Origin of the sequence: Azoarcus sp. KH32C (assembly GCF_000349945.1) — a bacterium.
Lineage (GTDB): Bacteria > Pseudomonadota > Gammaproteobacteria > Burkholderiales > Rhodocyclaceae > Aromatoleum.
Window position 1 is genome coordinate 2711228 of record NC_020516.1, and the last position, 13852, is coordinate 2725079.

At 64.9% G+C, this 13852-nt stretch carries 17 protein-coding genes; 2 read left to right on the forward strand and 15 right to left on the reverse strand.

The window, feature by feature from the left end; translation table 11 throughout:
- Positions 1-6: 6 nt before the first annotated feature.
- Genes bioD through bioA form a run of 5 tightly spaced genes read right to left on the reverse strand, consistent with a single transcriptional unit; the run spans position 7 to position 4717 of the window.
- A complete protein-coding gene (gene bioD, locus AZKH_RS11840) occupies positions 7-687 on the reverse strand; it encodes a dethiobiotin synthase (protein ID WP_015436006.1) in 681 nt (226 codons plus the stop codon).
- Positions 688-689: 2 nt separating this feature from the next.
- A complete protein-coding gene (bioC, locus tag AZKH_RS11845) occupies positions 690-1496 on the reverse strand; it encodes a malonyl-ACP O-methyltransferase BioC (RefSeq protein WP_015436007.1) in 807 nt (268 codons plus the stop codon).
- Complete coding sequence (locus tag AZKH_RS11850) at positions 1489-2217, reverse strand: alpha/beta fold hydrolase (protein ID WP_231874402.1); 729 nt, start codon at positions 2215-2217, stop codon at positions 1489-1491. Before AZKH_RS11850 ends, bioC begins: the two co-directional genes overlap by 8 nt.
- 14 nt (positions 2218-2231) lie before the next feature.
- Complete coding sequence (bioF, locus tag AZKH_RS11855; protein ID WP_015436009.1) at positions 2232-3401, reverse strand: 8-amino-7-oxononanoate synthase; 1170 nt, start codon at positions 3399-3401, stop codon at positions 2232-2234.
- Positions 3398-4717: an adenosylmethionine--8-amino-7-oxononanoate transaminase gene (gene bioA / locus AZKH_RS11860; RefSeq protein WP_015436010.1), complete on the reverse strand. Its 1320-nt coding sequence runs from the start codon at positions 4715-4717 to the stop codon at positions 3398-3400. Before bioA ends, bioF begins: the two co-directional genes overlap by 4 nt.
- Positions 4718-4843: 126 nt before the next feature.
- Between bioA and yaaA the strand changes: the two genes are divergently transcribed.
- Together yaaA and AZKH_RS11870 are read left to right on the forward strand one after the other, a co-directional pair.
- The gene (gene yaaA, locus AZKH_RS11865) at positions 4844-5629 is read left to right on the forward strand and encodes a peroxide stress protein YaaA (RefSeq protein WP_015436011.1); all 786 of its coding nucleotides are present in this window, start codon (positions 4844-4846) and stop codon (positions 5627-5629) included.
- Between the two features lie 27 nt (positions 5630-5656).
- The gene (locus AZKH_RS11870; protein ID WP_015436012.1) at positions 5657-6784 is read left to right on the forward strand and encodes a M14-type cytosolic carboxypeptidase; all 1128 of its coding nucleotides are present in this window, start codon (positions 5657-5659) and stop codon (positions 6782-6784) included.
- A 42-nt stretch (positions 6785-6826) separates the two neighbouring features.
- Here the strand turns inward: AZKH_RS11870 and serB are convergent, their stop codons facing one another.
- From serB to AZKH_RS11920, 10 genes are all read right to left on the reverse strand, one after another.
- Positions 6827-7657 (reverse strand): phosphoserine phosphatase SerB, encoded by an 831-nt coding sequence (serB, locus tag AZKH_RS11875; protein WP_015436013.1) that lies wholly within the window; start codon positions 7655-7657, stop codon positions 6827-6829.
- Positions 7657-8733 (reverse strand): 3-deoxy-7-phosphoheptulonate synthase, encoded by a 1077-nt coding sequence (locus AZKH_RS11880; RefSeq protein WP_015436014.1) that lies wholly within the window; start codon positions 8731-8733, stop codon positions 7657-7659. Before AZKH_RS11880 ends, serB begins: the two co-directional genes overlap by 1 nt.
- 79 nt (positions 8734-8812) lie before the next feature.
- The gene (locus AZKH_RS11885) at positions 8813-9970 is read right to left on the reverse strand and encodes an NAD(P)/FAD-dependent oxidoreductase (protein WP_015436015.1); all 1158 of its coding nucleotides are present in this window, start codon (positions 9968-9970) and stop codon (positions 8813-8815) included.
- 88 nt (positions 9971-10058) lie between these two features.
- Positions 10059-10223 (reverse strand): rubredoxin, encoded by a 165-nt coding sequence (locus AZKH_RS11890; RefSeq protein WP_015436016.1) that lies wholly within the window; start codon positions 10221-10223, stop codon positions 10059-10061.
- A 50-nt stretch (positions 10224-10273) separates the two neighbouring features.
- Positions 10274-10759 (reverse strand): rubrerythrin family protein, encoded by a 486-nt coding sequence (locus tag AZKH_RS11895; protein WP_015436017.1) that lies wholly within the window; start codon positions 10757-10759, stop codon positions 10274-10276.
- Between the two features lie 175 nt (positions 10760-10934).
- Entirely contained in the window at positions 10935-11309 is a 375-nt protein-coding gene (locus AZKH_RS11900) for a hypothetical protein (RefSeq protein WP_015436018.1), read from the reverse strand.
- Positions 11306-11578 (reverse strand): hypothetical protein, encoded by a 273-nt coding sequence (locus AZKH_RS11905; RefSeq protein WP_041657228.1) that lies wholly within the window; start codon positions 11576-11578, stop codon positions 11306-11308. Before AZKH_RS11905 ends, AZKH_RS11900 begins: the two co-directional genes overlap by 4 nt.
- 9 nt (positions 11579-11587) lie before the next feature.
- Complete coding sequence (locus tag AZKH_RS11910; protein ID WP_015436020.1) at positions 11588-12124, reverse strand: nitrous oxide reductase accessory protein NosL; 537 nt, start codon at positions 12122-12124, stop codon at positions 11588-11590.
- Complete coding sequence (locus AZKH_RS11915; RefSeq protein ID WP_015436021.1) at positions 12121-12936, reverse strand: ABC transporter permease; 816 nt, start codon at positions 12934-12936, stop codon at positions 12121-12123. Before AZKH_RS11915 ends, AZKH_RS11910 begins: the two co-directional genes overlap by 4 nt.
- A gap of 4 nt (positions 12937-12940) precedes the next feature.
- Positions 12941-13852 (reverse strand): ABC transporter ATP-binding protein, encoded by a 912-nt coding sequence (locus AZKH_RS11920; protein WP_015436022.1) that lies wholly within the window; start codon positions 13850-13852, stop codon positions 12941-12943.

Consider the following 13852-nt stretch of genomic DNA (forward strand, 5'->3'; position numbering starts at 1 on the left):
CTGTTTTCAATCCTCTGGCAGTTGCAGGCGCTGTGCGGCGAGCGACGGGTCGTTTCCCGGGACATAAGGCACGACGCCCAGTAGTGGCGCCGAAATGCGCTGCTGGAGCGCCGCGATGTTTTCGTCGAGGCGTGGCATGTCGGGGGTGATGCAGTTTGCGATCCAGCCTGCGAGGCGCAGCCCGCGTGCCTTAATCGCCTCGACGGTCAATAGCGCGTGGTTGATGCAGCCCAACCGCATTCCGACGACGAGGATCACCGGCAAGCCAAGATCGACGGCAAGATCGGCCGTGTCGTAGTCGTCGTCGAGCGGCACGCGGAAGCCGCCGACGCCCTCGACGATAACAACATCGGCCTGCGTCTGCAGCAGGCGGAAAGCCTTGAGGATGTGCGATGGATCGATGGAGACGCCCTCGGCGGCGGCGGCGATGTGCGGGGCGACGGGTTGGGTGAGGCAGTAAGGATTCAGCCACTGCAGGCCCGGATCGAAGCTGCCGGCGGCGAGCAGACGTGCGGCATCCTCGTTGATTAGTACGCCGTCGACGTCTTCGGCACCCGCCGCGACGGGCTTCATGCCGAGGGCTGAGCGGCCGGCGGCACGTGCGGCGTGGAGCAGCGCGCAGGTGATGAAAGTCTTGCCGATTTCGGTGTCGGTTCCGGTGAGGAACCAGGCCTGACGGTTCGTCATGGTTAAGGCTTCTTCAGCGTGAGCAGGATCAGGTCGTAGGTGGCGGGCAGCAGGCCATCCGGGCGCCGGTGGGCTTCGTAGCGGGCCTCGAGCTTGTTCCATGCCGCACGTCCGAGGGGCTGCCGGCGACGATGTTCGCCGACCGTCTGGGCGCCGATCGACTTGATGTCGCGTAACAGTCGGCGGAGATCGGGGGCGAGGGCGAATGCGTCTTCACGCGTGTGGGCGACGGGTTGCAGGCCATGATCCCGGGCTGCGGCCAGCCAGAAATCGGCTTCATGGAAGCGGATCACGTGTTCGGCCTGGTCGATGGCGGCGAAGGCTTCGCGCAGCTCCCACAGCGTACGTGGCCCGAGGGTGGCGATGCAGGCCATGCCGCCCAACTTCAGAACGCGCGCGAGTTCGCCGAGGCTGCGATTGGGGTCGCACCACTGCAAGGCGAGGCTGGACCATACGAGGTCGAAGCTGCCGGAAGCGAGCGGCAAGGCTTCGAGGTCGCCGCACACGGGCAATATCGGTTTGTCGTCCGGGTTCGCCGAGTGCATGAGCTGCTCAAGCATCGCCGGAGCAAAGTCGATAGCAATGCTGGAGGCGTCGGGAAAGGTATCGCGGAGGATGTTCAGGCCATAGCCGGTGCCACACCCGGCATCGAGGATGCGCTGCCGCTTCGCCCCTTGATGACCGGTCAGAGCGAACGCGGCAAGACGGTGGCAAATCTCGCGCTGGACGGCGGCGGCGCGGTCGTAACTGGCCGCTGCGCGATTGAAGGCAGAGCGTACGGAGTGTTTGTCGACGCGACCTTCAGGCATTGCAGGCAGCGGCGAGTTGCTCGGCACATACGTCGGGCCGGGAAAGGAAGGGCGCGTGCCCGCAGCTGTCGAGTACCGTAAGGCGGGCCGACGGAAAAGCGTTTGCGAGCCAGTGAGCCGCGCCGATGGGCATCAAGGCATCGGCCGCGCCGTGGATGAGCGTGACGGGCTGGCGAATCCCGGAGGCGATGGCGCGTTGATCGGACGCGGCGAGCAAGCGGAGGCCGCGAGCAAGATGCGGCAGGCTGTTTGTTTCGATGCCCGTCAGTGCCTCGGTGAGGGCACTGCCAACAGGGCGGCGATGCGCGTCGCCGAGCGTTTGCAGCGCAATGAAACGCTTCAACGTCGCTTCGGGCGCAGCCTCGAAATTGTCGATGAATTCCCTGACGGTGGTTGCGGCCAGCCCGTGCGGCCAATCCTGCTGCGGGTCGGCGATGAAGCGCGGCGAAGTCCCGATCAGGATGAGGCGGGAGACTTTTTCAGGACGACGCCGAGCGAGGTTCATCGCGATCATGCCGCCGAGGGACCAGCCGCAGACGACTGCGCCGTCGGGAAGCGTCGGTGCGAGCGCGTCAGCCCAATCGGCGATGTCGAGCGAATCGGGGGCTGCGTCGCATCCATGACCGGGAAGCGCCGGAGTGCGGATGTCGAGGCCGGAGGGCAGGGCGGGCAAGAAGTTTCGCCACACGGCTGGCGTCAGCCCCCAGCCGTGCAGCAGCACCAGCGGAGCCGAACTCATCTTGCGGCCTCCAGGCGCCGCAGGGCGGCGGCGAGCCGCTCGACGTCGGCAACGGTGTGGGCGGCACTCAGGGAGACGCGCAGGCGGGCTGTGCCGTTCGGTACCGTCGGCGGTCGAATGGCCGGAACCCAGATCCCTTCGTCCCAAAGAGCCCGGGCAACGGCAACGGCCTCGGCGTTGTCGCCGATCACGACCGGTTGGATCGGTGTTCGCGAATTCATCAGCTGCCAGCGTTCGAGGCGGAGTTCGTCGCGCAGGACGCGGATCAGGGTGTCGAGTTGCGTGCGGAGATCGTCGCCGCGTTCGATGCGGTCGAGGCTTGCCATCAGCCCCTCGGCGAGGGCGGGAGGCGCACCGGTGGTGAAGATGTAGGGGCGGGCGGTCTGCATCAGCCACTCGACGACCTCCGAGTTGCCTGCCGCAAAGGCGCCTGACACCCCCGCGGCCTTCCCGAGCGTGCCGATGTAGATCAGACGCCAGGAGTCGAGGCCGGCCTCCGCGAGGGCGCCTCGCCCATGTGGGCCGAGTACGCCGAAGCCGTGAGCGTCGTCGACCATCAGCCAAGCGTCGTGACGTTCCGCGAGTTCGAGCAGGTCGGCGAGGGGCGCGACGTCGCCATCCATGCTGAACACCGAATCGGTGACGATCAGTTTGCGCTTGGCCGTCGAGCCCGAGAGCGAGCGTTCGAGGGCCGCGAGATCGGCGTGGGGATAGCGATGCAGGTCGGCGCGCGACAGGAGCGCGCCGTCGACCAGGGAGGCGTGATTGAGGCGGTCGGCGAATATCGCGTCGCCCCGCCCGACGAGCGCGGGAACGACGCCCGTGTTCGCCATGAAACCGGTGGAAAAATAAAGGGCGCGTTCGCAGCCGACAAAGGCTGCAAGGCGAGCTTCGAGCTCGTCGTGAATGGTGTAGTGGCCGCTGACCAAGTGGGAGGCGCCGGAGCCGGCGCCCCAGCGTTCGACGCCACGTTGCAAGGCCTGAGCAATCGCGGGATCCGCGGCGAGGCCGAGATAGTCGTTGCTGCAGAACGCCAGCATGTCGCGGCCGTCGACCCGTGCGTAGGGGCCGCAGGGCGATTCGAGGCTGCGGCGGACGCGGCGCAGCGCGCGTGCGTCGAGCTCCGCCAGGTTCGTTTTCAGTTCGTCGAGCAGCCTGGTGCTCACGCGAGGACCTCGTCGAGTGCAGCGCCGGCACCGTCGACAAGATGCGCGATAAGCGCGTCGTCCAGGACGTAGGGCGGCATGAAGTAGACCGTGTTGCCGATGGGGCGCAGCAGTACGCCGTGGTCGAGCGCTGCGCTGAAGAACCGGCGCGAGAAATCCGGCTTCGGCGTGTCGACGTCGAACGCGGCGATCATGCCCCGTTGGCGCAGGTGCCGGACTGCCGGATGCTCGCCGAAGCGCGCCTGCAGCGTTTTGCCGAGCTCGGCCGAACGCTGCCGATTGGCGTTGAGGACGTCATCCTGTTCGAAGATGTCTAGGGTCGCGAGCGCCGCGCGGCAGGCGAGCGGGTTGCCGGTGTATGAGTGCGAGTGGAGGAAGCCGCGGACCGTCGCATCGTCGTAGAAGGCGTCGTAGATCGTCTGCGTGGTCAGGACGAGGGACAGCGGCAGGTAGCCGCCCGAGATGCCCTTCGACAGGCAGATGAAATCCGGCCAGATGCCGGCCTGTTCGCACGCGAAGAAGCTGCCGGTGCGGCCGCAGCCGACGGCGATCTCGTCGGCGATCAGCAGCACTTCGTAGCGGTCGCACAAGCTGCGGGCGAGGCGAAGGTATTCCTCGTCGTACATCACCATGCCGGAGGCGCCCTGAACCAGGGGTTCGACGATCAGGGCGGCAGTTTCGTGGTGATGGCGTGCGAGGTGGGCTTCGAGCTGTGTCGCGGCGCGACGGGCGACGTCGGCTGCGGATTCGCCGGGGCCGGCGAGTCGGGCATCCGGCGTCGGGACGATGCTGCCACTGCGGACGAGGGGCGCGTAGGCGTCGCGGAAGATCGCGACATCGGTGACCGCAAGCGCGCCGACCGTCTCGCCGTGATAGCTGCCGGCGAGGCTCACGAAGCGCGATTTCTCGGGGCGTCCAAGATTGCGCCAGTAGTGGACGCTCATCTTCAGCGCGATTTCGGTCGCGGATGCGCCGTCCGAGGCATAGAAGGCATGTCCGAGGCGGTGGCCGGTCAGCGCCGCGAGACGCTCGGACAGTGCGACGACCGGCTCGTGCGTGAAGCCGGCGAGCATCACGTGCTCGAGCCGTTCGAGTTGGTCGCGCAGTGCGGCGTTGATACGGGGATTGCAGTGGCCAAAGAGATTGACCCACCAGGAGCTGATCCCGTCGAGCAGGCGGCGCCCCTCCGCATCGTACAGCCACGGCCCTTCGCCGCGCGTGATCGCCACCAGCGGCAGGGCCTCGTGTTGCTTCATCTGCGTGCACGGGTGCCAGACTGCGGCAAGCGAGCGTTGGAGCAAATTGGGGCTGGACATCGGCTTTCCTGCGGTGGTGCGGTCGGCAAATGTGGCGCAAATGGGCGCGCCGTGTCAAACATGATGGGTCTCGTGGCTGAGGTGTTTTGCTACCATGTAATGCTACCGACAATAAAGACGACTCCAATGATCTTCGTCATTTCCCCCGCAAAAGCCCTCGATTTCGAAACGCCTTCCGTCACCTCGACCTTCACGCAGTGTGATTTCCTGTCCCAGGCGTCGGAGCTGATCGCTGTGTTGAGACAGAAGTCTCCTGCCGACATCGCTGCCTTGATGGATCTTTCCGATCAGCTCGCAACCCTCAATGTCGCACGGTACGAAAGTTGGGCGCTGCCTTTCGATCCGTCGAACGCCAAGCAGGCGGCGCTCGCCTTCAACGGAGACGTGTACGAAGGCCTGGACGCGAAGACGCTGTCCCAGGCGGACCTCGATTGGGCGCAGGCGCACCTGAGGATCCTGTCGGGGCTCTATGGTGTTCTTCGCCCGCTCGACCTGATCCAGCCCTACCGGCTCGAAATGGGCTCGCGTCTCGCAAATCCACGCGGGGCAAACCTGTATGCGTTCTGGGGCGACACGCTGACGCTGAAGCTGAACGAGTTGATCGCTGCAGAGCGTGAAGCCGGAAGGGAGGGCATCCTCGTGAATCTCGCGTCCGACGAGTACTTCAAGTCGGTGAAGGTACAGAAGTTGTCGGCGCGCGTGCTTACGCCCGTCTTCGAGGACTGGAAGGGCGGGCGCTACAAGATCATCAGCTTCTATGCGAAGCGTGCGCGCGGGCTGATGAGCCGGTACGCGATTCGGCATCGCCTTGAGGACGCGGAAGGGCTCAAGGGCTTCGACAGCGAGGGCTACGTCTTCGCGCCGGAAGCCTCGGACGATGCGACGCTGGTGTTCCGGCGCCGTGCCGATTGACGTAAGGATGATCGAAAGGGCTTACTCGTGAGAATCAGCCAAAATTTCGATTCCGGCGCGATCGAGGTGCTGAGCCTCGACGACCCGCAAGATATCCGTCTGCGTTTGCGTGCGGACAACGCGGCCGAATTCCGCCAGTGGTTCCATTTTCGCGTGCAGGGTGCCGAAGGGCAGGCCTTGCGCATGGTTTTCGAGAACGCCGCGGAGGCTGCCTACCCGGACGGCTGGCCGGGTTACCGCTGCGTGGCGTCCTACGATCGTCGCACGTGGTTCCGCGTCCATGCGACGAGCTACGAGGACGGGCAACTAGTCGTCGAGCACACGCCAGAGCGGAACAGCGTCTATTACGCCTACTTCGAGCCGTATTCCTACGAGCGGCACCTGGACATGCTCGGCTGGGCGGAGGTGACGCCTTTCGCGAGCGTCGACAGCCTCGGCGCGACGGTCGAGGGGCGGGAAATCGATCGCATCGTCGTGGGCCGGGATTCGCCGGGACGGCTGCCGATCTGGGTCATCGGTCGCCAGCATCCGGGCGAGACGATGGCGGAGTGGTTCATCGAGGGGCTGCTCGAGCGATTGCTCGATGCGGCGGATCCGGTGGCGCGTCACATCCGTGAACGCGCAGTGCTGCACATTGTGCCGAACGTGAATCCGGACGGCGCGATTCACGGCAACCTGCGCACGAACGCCGCGGGCCGTAATCTCAATCGCGAATGGCTTGCGCCGGATCTCAATGCGAGTCCGGAAGTGCTGCACGTGCGTGCCGCGATGCAGAAGACGGGCTGCTCGCTGTTCCTCGACATCCACGGGGACGAGGCGCTCCCCTATGTGTTCTTTTCGACGGCCGAGGAAGTGCCGGGATTCACGCGTGAGACCGCGGCGAAGCAGGAGCGAGTGGTCGCGGCGCTGAAGGCGGCGAGTCCGGACTTCCAGACCGAGCACGGCTATAAGCCAGGACGATTCGGCGAGGAGTTGCTGACGCTGGCGAGCAAGTGGGTGGCGCACCACTTCCGCTGCGTGTCGCTGACGCTCGAGATGCCGTTCAAGGACAACGCGAACCTGCCGGATGGAAACGTGGGCTGGAATGGCGCGCGCAGCAAGCGGCTGGGCGCAGCGATGCTGAACGCGATCCTCGCGCACCTGGAAGCGCCGTAAGGGCGGCGGAGTGGTCGGGCCCGGCCGCGGGCCCGACGACGGTCAGGCGAAGAGGTTCAGCAGGCCGTCGAGGCCGACGTAATCCAGTCGGCAGTCTGCAATCTCGCGCAGAACTGGCTTCGCGTGATAGGCGACGCCGAACCCGGCTTCGGTAAGCATCGGGATATCGTTGGCACCATCGCCGGCGGCGATTACCTGGTCCGGACGCAGACCAAGCCGTTCGCGCGTCGTGCGCAGGTGTTCGGCCTTTGCGGCGCCGTCGACGACCGGTCCACTGACGCGCCCGGTCAGGCGCCCTTCGCGGACCTCGAGCTGGTTCGCGTGGGCTTCATCGAAGTCCAGACGTTCCTTCAACCGCTCCGTGAAGTAGGTGAATCCGCCTGAAACCAACACCGTGTGGATGCCTGCCCGCTTCAGTCCCTGCATCAGGCGCTCCGCGCCCGGATTGAGTCGAAGACGCTGCTCGTACACTTCCGCGAGCGCCGATTCCGGCAGGCCGGCGAGCAGGCTGACGCGACGGGTGAGGGACTCGGTGAAGTCGATCTCGCCGCGCATCGCGGCCTCCGTGATGGCGGCAACTTCCGCCTTCAGGCCCTGCATGTCGGCGATTTCGTCGATGCACTCGATGTTGATCAGCGTCGAGTCCATGTCGGTGACGAACAGGCCGAAATCACCGAGACGGCATTCCGGGGCGATCCAGGCCCAGTCGAGCTGGGCTTTCTCGCACACACCGGCGATGTCGGGATGATCTGCAGCCGCGATGACGCGGAAGGCTTGCGGAGTGATCTGTTCGATGGCGCGGGCGCCGGCGAGCTTTGCAACTGTCTTCAGGGCAACCGAATCGACATCCTCGCCCTGTACCACAAGATTCATCAGGCAACACTCCGGCGTTGAAGCGCTTCGCGGAGCACCTTGTCGGCGTTACGGATCATCTCTTCGGTCGTGTCCCAGCCAATGCAGGCGTCGGTCACGGAACAGCCGTATTTCAACTGCGACAGGTCGGCCGGAATCGGCTGGTTGCCGGATTCGAGGAAGCTTTCGATCATCAGGCCGACGACGGACTTGTTGCCTTCGCGGATCTGATGGATGACGTCCTTCATCACCAGCGGCTGGAGTTCGGGCTTCTTCCAGGAGTTGGCGTGGGAGCAGTCGACGACGATGTTTTGCGCGAGCTTGGCTTTCGCAAGTGCTTGTTCGGCGAGGGAGATCGACACCGTGTCGTAGTTCGGACGGCCGCCGCCGCCGCGCAGTACGACGTGGCCATAGCGGTTGCCGCGGGTGCGCAGGATCGCGGACTGGCCCTTGCCGTTGATGCCCAGGAAACTGTGCGGATGGGAGGCCGAGACGATCGCGTTGATCGCGACTTCGAGGTCGCCGTCGGTGGCGTTCTTGAAGCCGACCGGGGTCGACAGGCCGGACGACATCTCGCGGTGGGTCTGCGATTCGGACGTGCGCGCGCCGATGGCGGTCCAGGAGATCAGGTCGCCGTAGTATTGGGGCGCGATCGGGTCGAGAGCCTCGGTCGCCGCGGGCAGGCCGATTTCGTTGACATCGAGCAGGAAGCGGCGGGCCTTCTCCATCCCTTCGTCGATGCGGAAGGAGTCGTCCATGTGGGGGTCGTTGATGTAACCCTTCCAGCCGGTGGAGGTACGCGGCTTTTCGAAGTACACGCGCATCACCAGCAGCATGGTCTCGGAGACTTCGTCGGCGAGCACTTTCAGGCGACGGGCGTAGTCGAGGCCGGCAACGGGATCGTGGATCGAGCAGGGGCCGACGACGACAAACAGCCGGTTGTCCTTGCGGTCCAGGATGTTCGCGAGGGCTTGGCGGCCGGCAAGTACCGAGGCGGCGGCGCGATCGGTCAGGGGTACGCGTGCCTTGATCTCCTCCGGAGAGGGCATGTGATCAAGGGAAAGAATGTTCAGGTTTTCAGTTTGGGCAACGGTCATGGCGCGCTCCGGGGTGCGGCGAAGAGGCGAATTGTAACCCGAAGCGCGTCTCGGCCGTGACCATGGATGCGCCCCGGGCTTAGCTCAGAACCGCCGGCATGCGCGTGGTGAGTGCCTGTTTGCGGGCGGTGGCGGTGCCGAGTAGCGCGAAGCCGAGCGAAGTCTCATCGTCTCCCACGTATATGGCCTCGATGCCACCGCCGTCGTCCGTTGCCCCGATCTGCCAGCTTCCTTGCGCATTGGGTGCCGGGGGGCAGACGACGGTCGGGCAGGCCGGCGTCTTTACGACGACCGGCATCGGCGGGTAGGTGAGCGGAGTCGGTTTACCGGCAAGCGTGGCCGCGAGGGCGCGGGCCTGGTTCATGATCGGCATCACGAAGGGGAGCACGAGACCTTCGACTTCCGCGCAATCGCCCAGCGCGTAAATGTGCGAGACCGTGGTTTCGAGCATGCGGTTGATGACGATTCCCCGGTTCGTGACCAGGCCGGCCGCTTTTGCGAGCTCGGTGCGAGGACGCAGGCCGACCGCGGAGAGGACGAGATCCGTCTCGAGCACTTCGCCGTCGGCAAGGGTGACGCGATATTTCGTGCCGGCACGTTCGACCGAGGTCGCCGAGTTCCCCATGCGGAAGGCGACCCCGGCGGCCTCGAGCCGCGCCCGCATCCATTGTCCAGCCTGCGGGGGCAGGAGCCGCCCGAGTGGCTGGTCGGCGATGTCGATCACTGTGGGTACGACGTTCCGTGCAAGGAGGTCGTTCGCGAACTCGCAGCCGATGAGACCGGCGCCGAGCACGACCATGCGCTCCACGCCCTCGAGGCGCTCGGCGAAGCGTGCGAAGTCGTCGAGATCGTTCACGGAAAGGATGTCGGCTGCGCCATCGCCTGCAATCGGCAAACGGATCGGATCCGCGCCAAGCCCGAGGACGAGATCGCGATACGCGATCCTGTTGCCGTCCGCGAGGACGAGCTCCTGCGCAGCCGTTTCGATCCCGGCGATCGTGGCGCGCGGACGGATATCCGCATGCAGTTCTTCGGCGATGCGCGCTGCCGGTTTCATGACCAATGTGGCGGCGGTCTTGTGGCCGGAGAACGCGTTCGACAGCATCGGCTTGGAGTAGAAATCTGCCGCGTCGCGGCTGAAGACGACGAGGGGGGTGTCGCGGTCGTGCTTGCGGAACTCGCGTGCGAAGGTGTAGCCGGCAAGACCGCTGCCCACGATGACGATCGGCGGATTCATGTGCGGGTTCTCCCTGTGCGTTATTGGTGTTATTGCGAGGTCTGGGGCTTCGGCAGGGGCTGCGATCGTCTCGCCGCCCCGGGGCCGCTCAGATTTCGATCATTTCGAAGTCGGCCTTGGCAACGCCGCAGTCCGGGCAGCACCAGTCCGCGGGGATGTCGTCCCAGCGGGTGCCGGCCGCAATGCCTTCGTCCGGCATGCCCTCGGATTCGTCGTAGATGAAGCCGCACACGATGCACTGATATTTTTTCATGATGTTCCTTTCCGTCATGTCCAGTTTGTCAGGGTTGGGCGAAGGTGCGTTCAGGCCGAAATGCGATCGAGCACTTGCCGATAGTGGTTCGCATGGCGCTCTTCCACTTTTGCGAGGGCCGCGAAGCGCTTGGCGGCTCGTTCCAGCACCGCCTTGAACTGGGCCGCATGTTCCTTCGACTCTTCGATCTGCTCATCGATCTCCTTCACTGCAGCGTCGTTGCCTTCGGCAACCGCAGCGTGGCGGAAGTTCGGATACATCTCCGTGTACTCGTAGGTTTCGCCTTCGATGGCGAACTGCAGCGCACGGGCGGGACTCATCTTCTCCCTGGGATAAAGCAGGTCGAGGTGGCCGAACGCGTGCATGACTTCCTGCTCGGCCGTGGCTTCAAAGGCCTTCGCTGTCTCTTCGTCGCCCACTTCGCGGCAGAGTTTCGCGAAGTAACGATATTTGATGTGCGCCATCGATTCGCCGGCAAAGGCGGACTCGAGGTTCTTGATGGTGACCGATTCGGGATTGTGGAACGGGGTAGCCATGGTGCCTCTCCTTGTGCGTGGTGCGTCGATGGAGAGAATGCTACCGAGGCTCATTCAATAACTAAAATTGAATGAAAGAATGCATGCGATAGGTAAGCCCTATCTTTTCCGCGCATCGTGGTCCGAACCGAGCAGCATTGCGCTGCGTCGGCGCGGAGGCGGGTACGAAGGACGGCTAGCCGGCGACGGCTGACGCCCGGCCTTGCGTGAGTAGCGGGTCCTTCAGGAGGGCAGCGACGAGCCGTGTGAGGTTTTCGGCAGGCGTGCTCTCGGGCTTGGTCACGGGGTCGGCAACGACGCGGCCGTCGGCTTGATGAAGGTGGTTCGGAAACGTCTTGAGCCCTTCGTGCAAGGGGGCCGTGTCGATCCCGAGTTCCGCGCCCTGGAAGGTCCAGCGCAGGGAATAGGCGTCCGGCGCGGGGTAGCGGACGGTGAGTTCGGCGCCGTTATCGAGCTGCACGATCAACGCGTCCTGCTTCTGGTGGGTCGCCGACAGATGTGCGCCGAAGGCCGCCTCGAGGGCGTTGGCAAGTTCGATATGCAGGCTCATGGACGTCCGACCTCCTTGAGGCAATCGGACAGCATCGCGCGGACCGTTTCACGGGTGTCCGCGAGGACACGGGCACTCAGGTAGTGTTCGTAGGCCGGGTGCTCATCGATCTTCCCGGTGTAGATCTGCTCCATCAGCGCGATTTCGTCGTCCACACCGTATTTCGCGAGGATCGTGTTCCGGTTCTCGCGCAGCTCGTAGACCAGCCGACTGAGCTTCTCGAGCTCCTGCGCGTCGGTCGGATCCATGTCCTGATAGAAATTTGCCATGATCGTCACTCACATCTTGCTGTCATGCAGGGCGCCGCCGTCGAGAACCGCCATGTCGGGTGTGACGCCCGAGAAGGGGAGCACCTTGCCGCCATATTTCTCGGCGAACTTGCGGGCATCCGCTTCCTGGCCGAAAGAGCCGATGGTCGGCCCCATGGAGCCTTGCCGCGAGCTGCCGATGACGTACCACGCCGTCTTGGCGTCGATCCACCCGTCCTTGGGCGCGTCCCAGTCCGCCTTGCCCATGTCCTGAACGAAGACGGCCCGGACGGCCCGCACCTGTTCCGGCTTCAGGTAGATCGCGAAGAGTTCCATCGTGTCGCAGAAGAATTCGGGATCGGGTTTGTCGGCATAAATAATCTGCCCCTTGGGGCCCGGATAATCGCTGAGCAGCATGCCGTCCAGCGAGCAGGCGGTGTTTCTGTCGATCTCGACCGCGACGGGCCCGCTCTGGCCCGTACCCGACGGGCCGCAGGCCGACAGGAGCACAGCCGCGATCAGGCCGACGAGGACGCCGGGCATGCGGCGCGATGTTCGATGAGTCATTTGCGGAATCTCCATGCTGCGATGCCCAGCGGCGCTGCGATCCAGCCGGCCATGACGATGCCGAGCAGCCAGGGTTCGGCGAGCGCGCGGGGGAAGACGGTCGCGAGTCCGTATAGCGTGCGGACGTCGTCGAGAGAAAAGATGTTGAGGATGCGGAAGACGTCGGCCGGGTTGAGCAGCAACAGGTAGGGGAAGACCTCGCCGCCGTACTTGCCGCCGGTGACCACGAGGGCGCCGAGCAGGATCAGGTCGAACACCAGCACGAAGAAGAACCACAGCGCGATCGCGAGTCCCGATGCGCGAGTGCGATCGGCGGCGAACACCGAGGTCATCACCGCGAGACTCAGGAAGGCGAGTCCCAGCAGTACCGAGCTGATGATGAAGCCGGCATAGTGGAGCAGGGATGCGGCCTCCAACTGCGCCGACAGCACGACGCCGACGAGGCCGAATCCGACGATGGTCGAAAACGCCAGCGCGGCGGCGAGCCCAAGATACTTGCCGAGGAGCAGTTCGAAGCGCGTGATGGGCATCGACAGGAGCAGATCGAGCGAACCGCGCTCCCGTTCGCCGACGACCGCGTCGAAGCCGAGCACCAGCGCGATCAGCGGCACGAGATAGATGACGAGGCTGACGAGGCTCGCGATCGTGAATTCGATCGAGCGGAAACCCACGGTGCCTTGCTGGGCGCCGCCGAAGTAGGCGATGACCAGCGCAAACACCGTAAATACGAGAGCCACCGCGAGCACCCAGCGATTGCGGATGCGGTCGCGGAATTCCTTGCCTGCAATGGTGGCGATCTGTCGCAGTTCCATGGGATCAGTCCGAGAATCCGAAGAACACGTCCTCGAGCGAGGGCTCGTGCACATGCAGGTCGAGCACTTTCCCGCCCAGCGACGTCAGTGCGTTCATCACCACCATCTTCGAGTCGCGCCGGCATTCGACGGCGACGTGATCGTCGCGCGCCTCGATGGCGAGCACCGGCAGCCCGCCGAGGACGGCGCGCACCTTCTCGAAATCTTCGTGAGCGAGGCGTACCCGGAACCACAGCGGAAGATCCATCTGCTCGCGAAGCGCCTGCACGGTGCCGGTCGCCTGGATCTTGCCGCCCGCCATGATCGCGAGGCGGTCGACCCGTTCCTGGATCTCGGCGAGGATGTGCGAGGTCAGGATCATGGTCACGCCGTCGGCCTTGAGCCCACGCAGGATCACGTAGAACTCGCGGATCGCCTCCGGGTCGAGACCGGTCGTCGGTTCGTCGAGGAAGAGGATGCGCGGATTGCCAAGGAGCGCCTGGGCGAAGCCGAGGCGCTGGCGCATCCCCTTCGAATACTCGCGGACCCTGCGGCGGGCCGCCCCGGAGAGTCCGACGCGATCGAGGATCGGTGCGCAGTTTTCCGTAGCGACGCCCTTGAGCTTCGCGAAGAATTCCAGCGTCTCGATGCCCGTGAGGTTGTCGTACAGCACCACGTTCTCGGGCAGGTAGCCGATCTTTCGGCGCACGGCGCGGAAGTCCCGTCCGGTCACCGCGGCACCATCGATTTCGATCTCGCCCGAGGTTGCCGGGATCAGTCCGAGCATCATCTTGAAGAGCGTGCTCTTGCCCGCGCCGTTGTGGCCGATCAAGCCGAACACCTCCCCGGGCATCACGGCGAAGTCGACGCCGTCGACGGCGCGCACGGCGCCGTAGTGCCGGGCGGCTCCGCGTACGGCGATCACGGGTGCGCCCAT

What these genes read in the sequence shown, in the direction of transcription:
- bioD (WP_015436006.1), bottom strand. Translation starts at nt 687, where the DNA reads ATGACGAACCGTCAGGCCTGGTTCCTCACCGGAACCGACACCGAAATC.
- bioC (WP_015436007.1), bottom strand. Translation starts at nt 1,496, where the DNA reads ATGCCTGAAGGTCGCGTCGACAAACACTCCGTACGCTCTGCCTTCAAT.
- bioA (WP_015436010.1), bottom strand. Translation starts at nt 4,717, where the DNA reads ATGTCCAGCCCCAATTTGCTCCAACGCTCGCTTGCCGCAGTCTGGCAC.
- yaaA (WP_015436011.1), top strand. Translation starts at nt 4,844, where the DNA reads ATGATCTTCGTCATTTCCCCCGCAAAAGCCCTCGATTTCGAAACGCCT.
- serB (WP_015436013.1), bottom strand. Translation starts at nt 7,657, where the DNA reads ATGAATCTTGTGGTACAGGGCGAGGATGTCGATTCGGTTGCCCTGAAG.
- AZKH_RS11880 (WP_015436014.1), bottom strand. Translation starts at nt 8,733, where the DNA reads ATGACCGTTGCCCAAACTGAAAACCTGAACATTCTTTCCCTTGATCAC.
- AZKH_RS11885 (WP_015436015.1), bottom strand. Translation starts at nt 9,970, where the DNA reads ATGAATCCGCCGATCGTCATCGTGGGCAGCGGTCTTGCCGGCTACACC.
- AZKH_RS11890 (WP_015436016.1), bottom strand. Translation starts at nt 10,223, where the DNA reads ATGAAAAAATATCAGTGCATCGTGTGCGGCTTCATCTACGACGAATCC.
- AZKH_RS11895 (WP_015436017.1), bottom strand. Translation starts at nt 10,759, where the DNA reads ATGGCTACCCCGTTCCACAATCCCGAATCGGTCACCATCAAGAACCTC.
- AZKH_RS11900 (WP_015436018.1), bottom strand. Translation starts at nt 11,309, where the DNA reads ATGAGCCTGCATATCGAACTTGCCAACGCCCTCGAGGCGGCCTTCGGC.
- AZKH_RS11905 (WP_041657228.1), bottom strand. Translation starts at nt 11,578, where the DNA reads ATGGCAAATTTCTATCAGGACATGGATCCGACCGACGCGCAGGAGCTC.
- AZKH_RS11910 (WP_015436020.1), bottom strand. Translation starts at nt 12,124, where the DNA reads ATGACTCATCGAACATCGCGCCGCATGCCCGGCGTCCTCGTCGGCCTG.
- AZKH_RS11915 (WP_015436021.1), bottom strand. Translation starts at nt 12,936, where the DNA reads ATGGAACTGCGACAGATCGCCACCATTGCAGGCAAGGAATTCCGCGAC.
- AZKH_RS11920 (WP_015436022.1), bottom strand. Translation starts at nt 13,852, where the DNA reads ATGGGCGCACCCGTGATCGCCGTACGCGGAGCCGCCCGGCACTACGGC.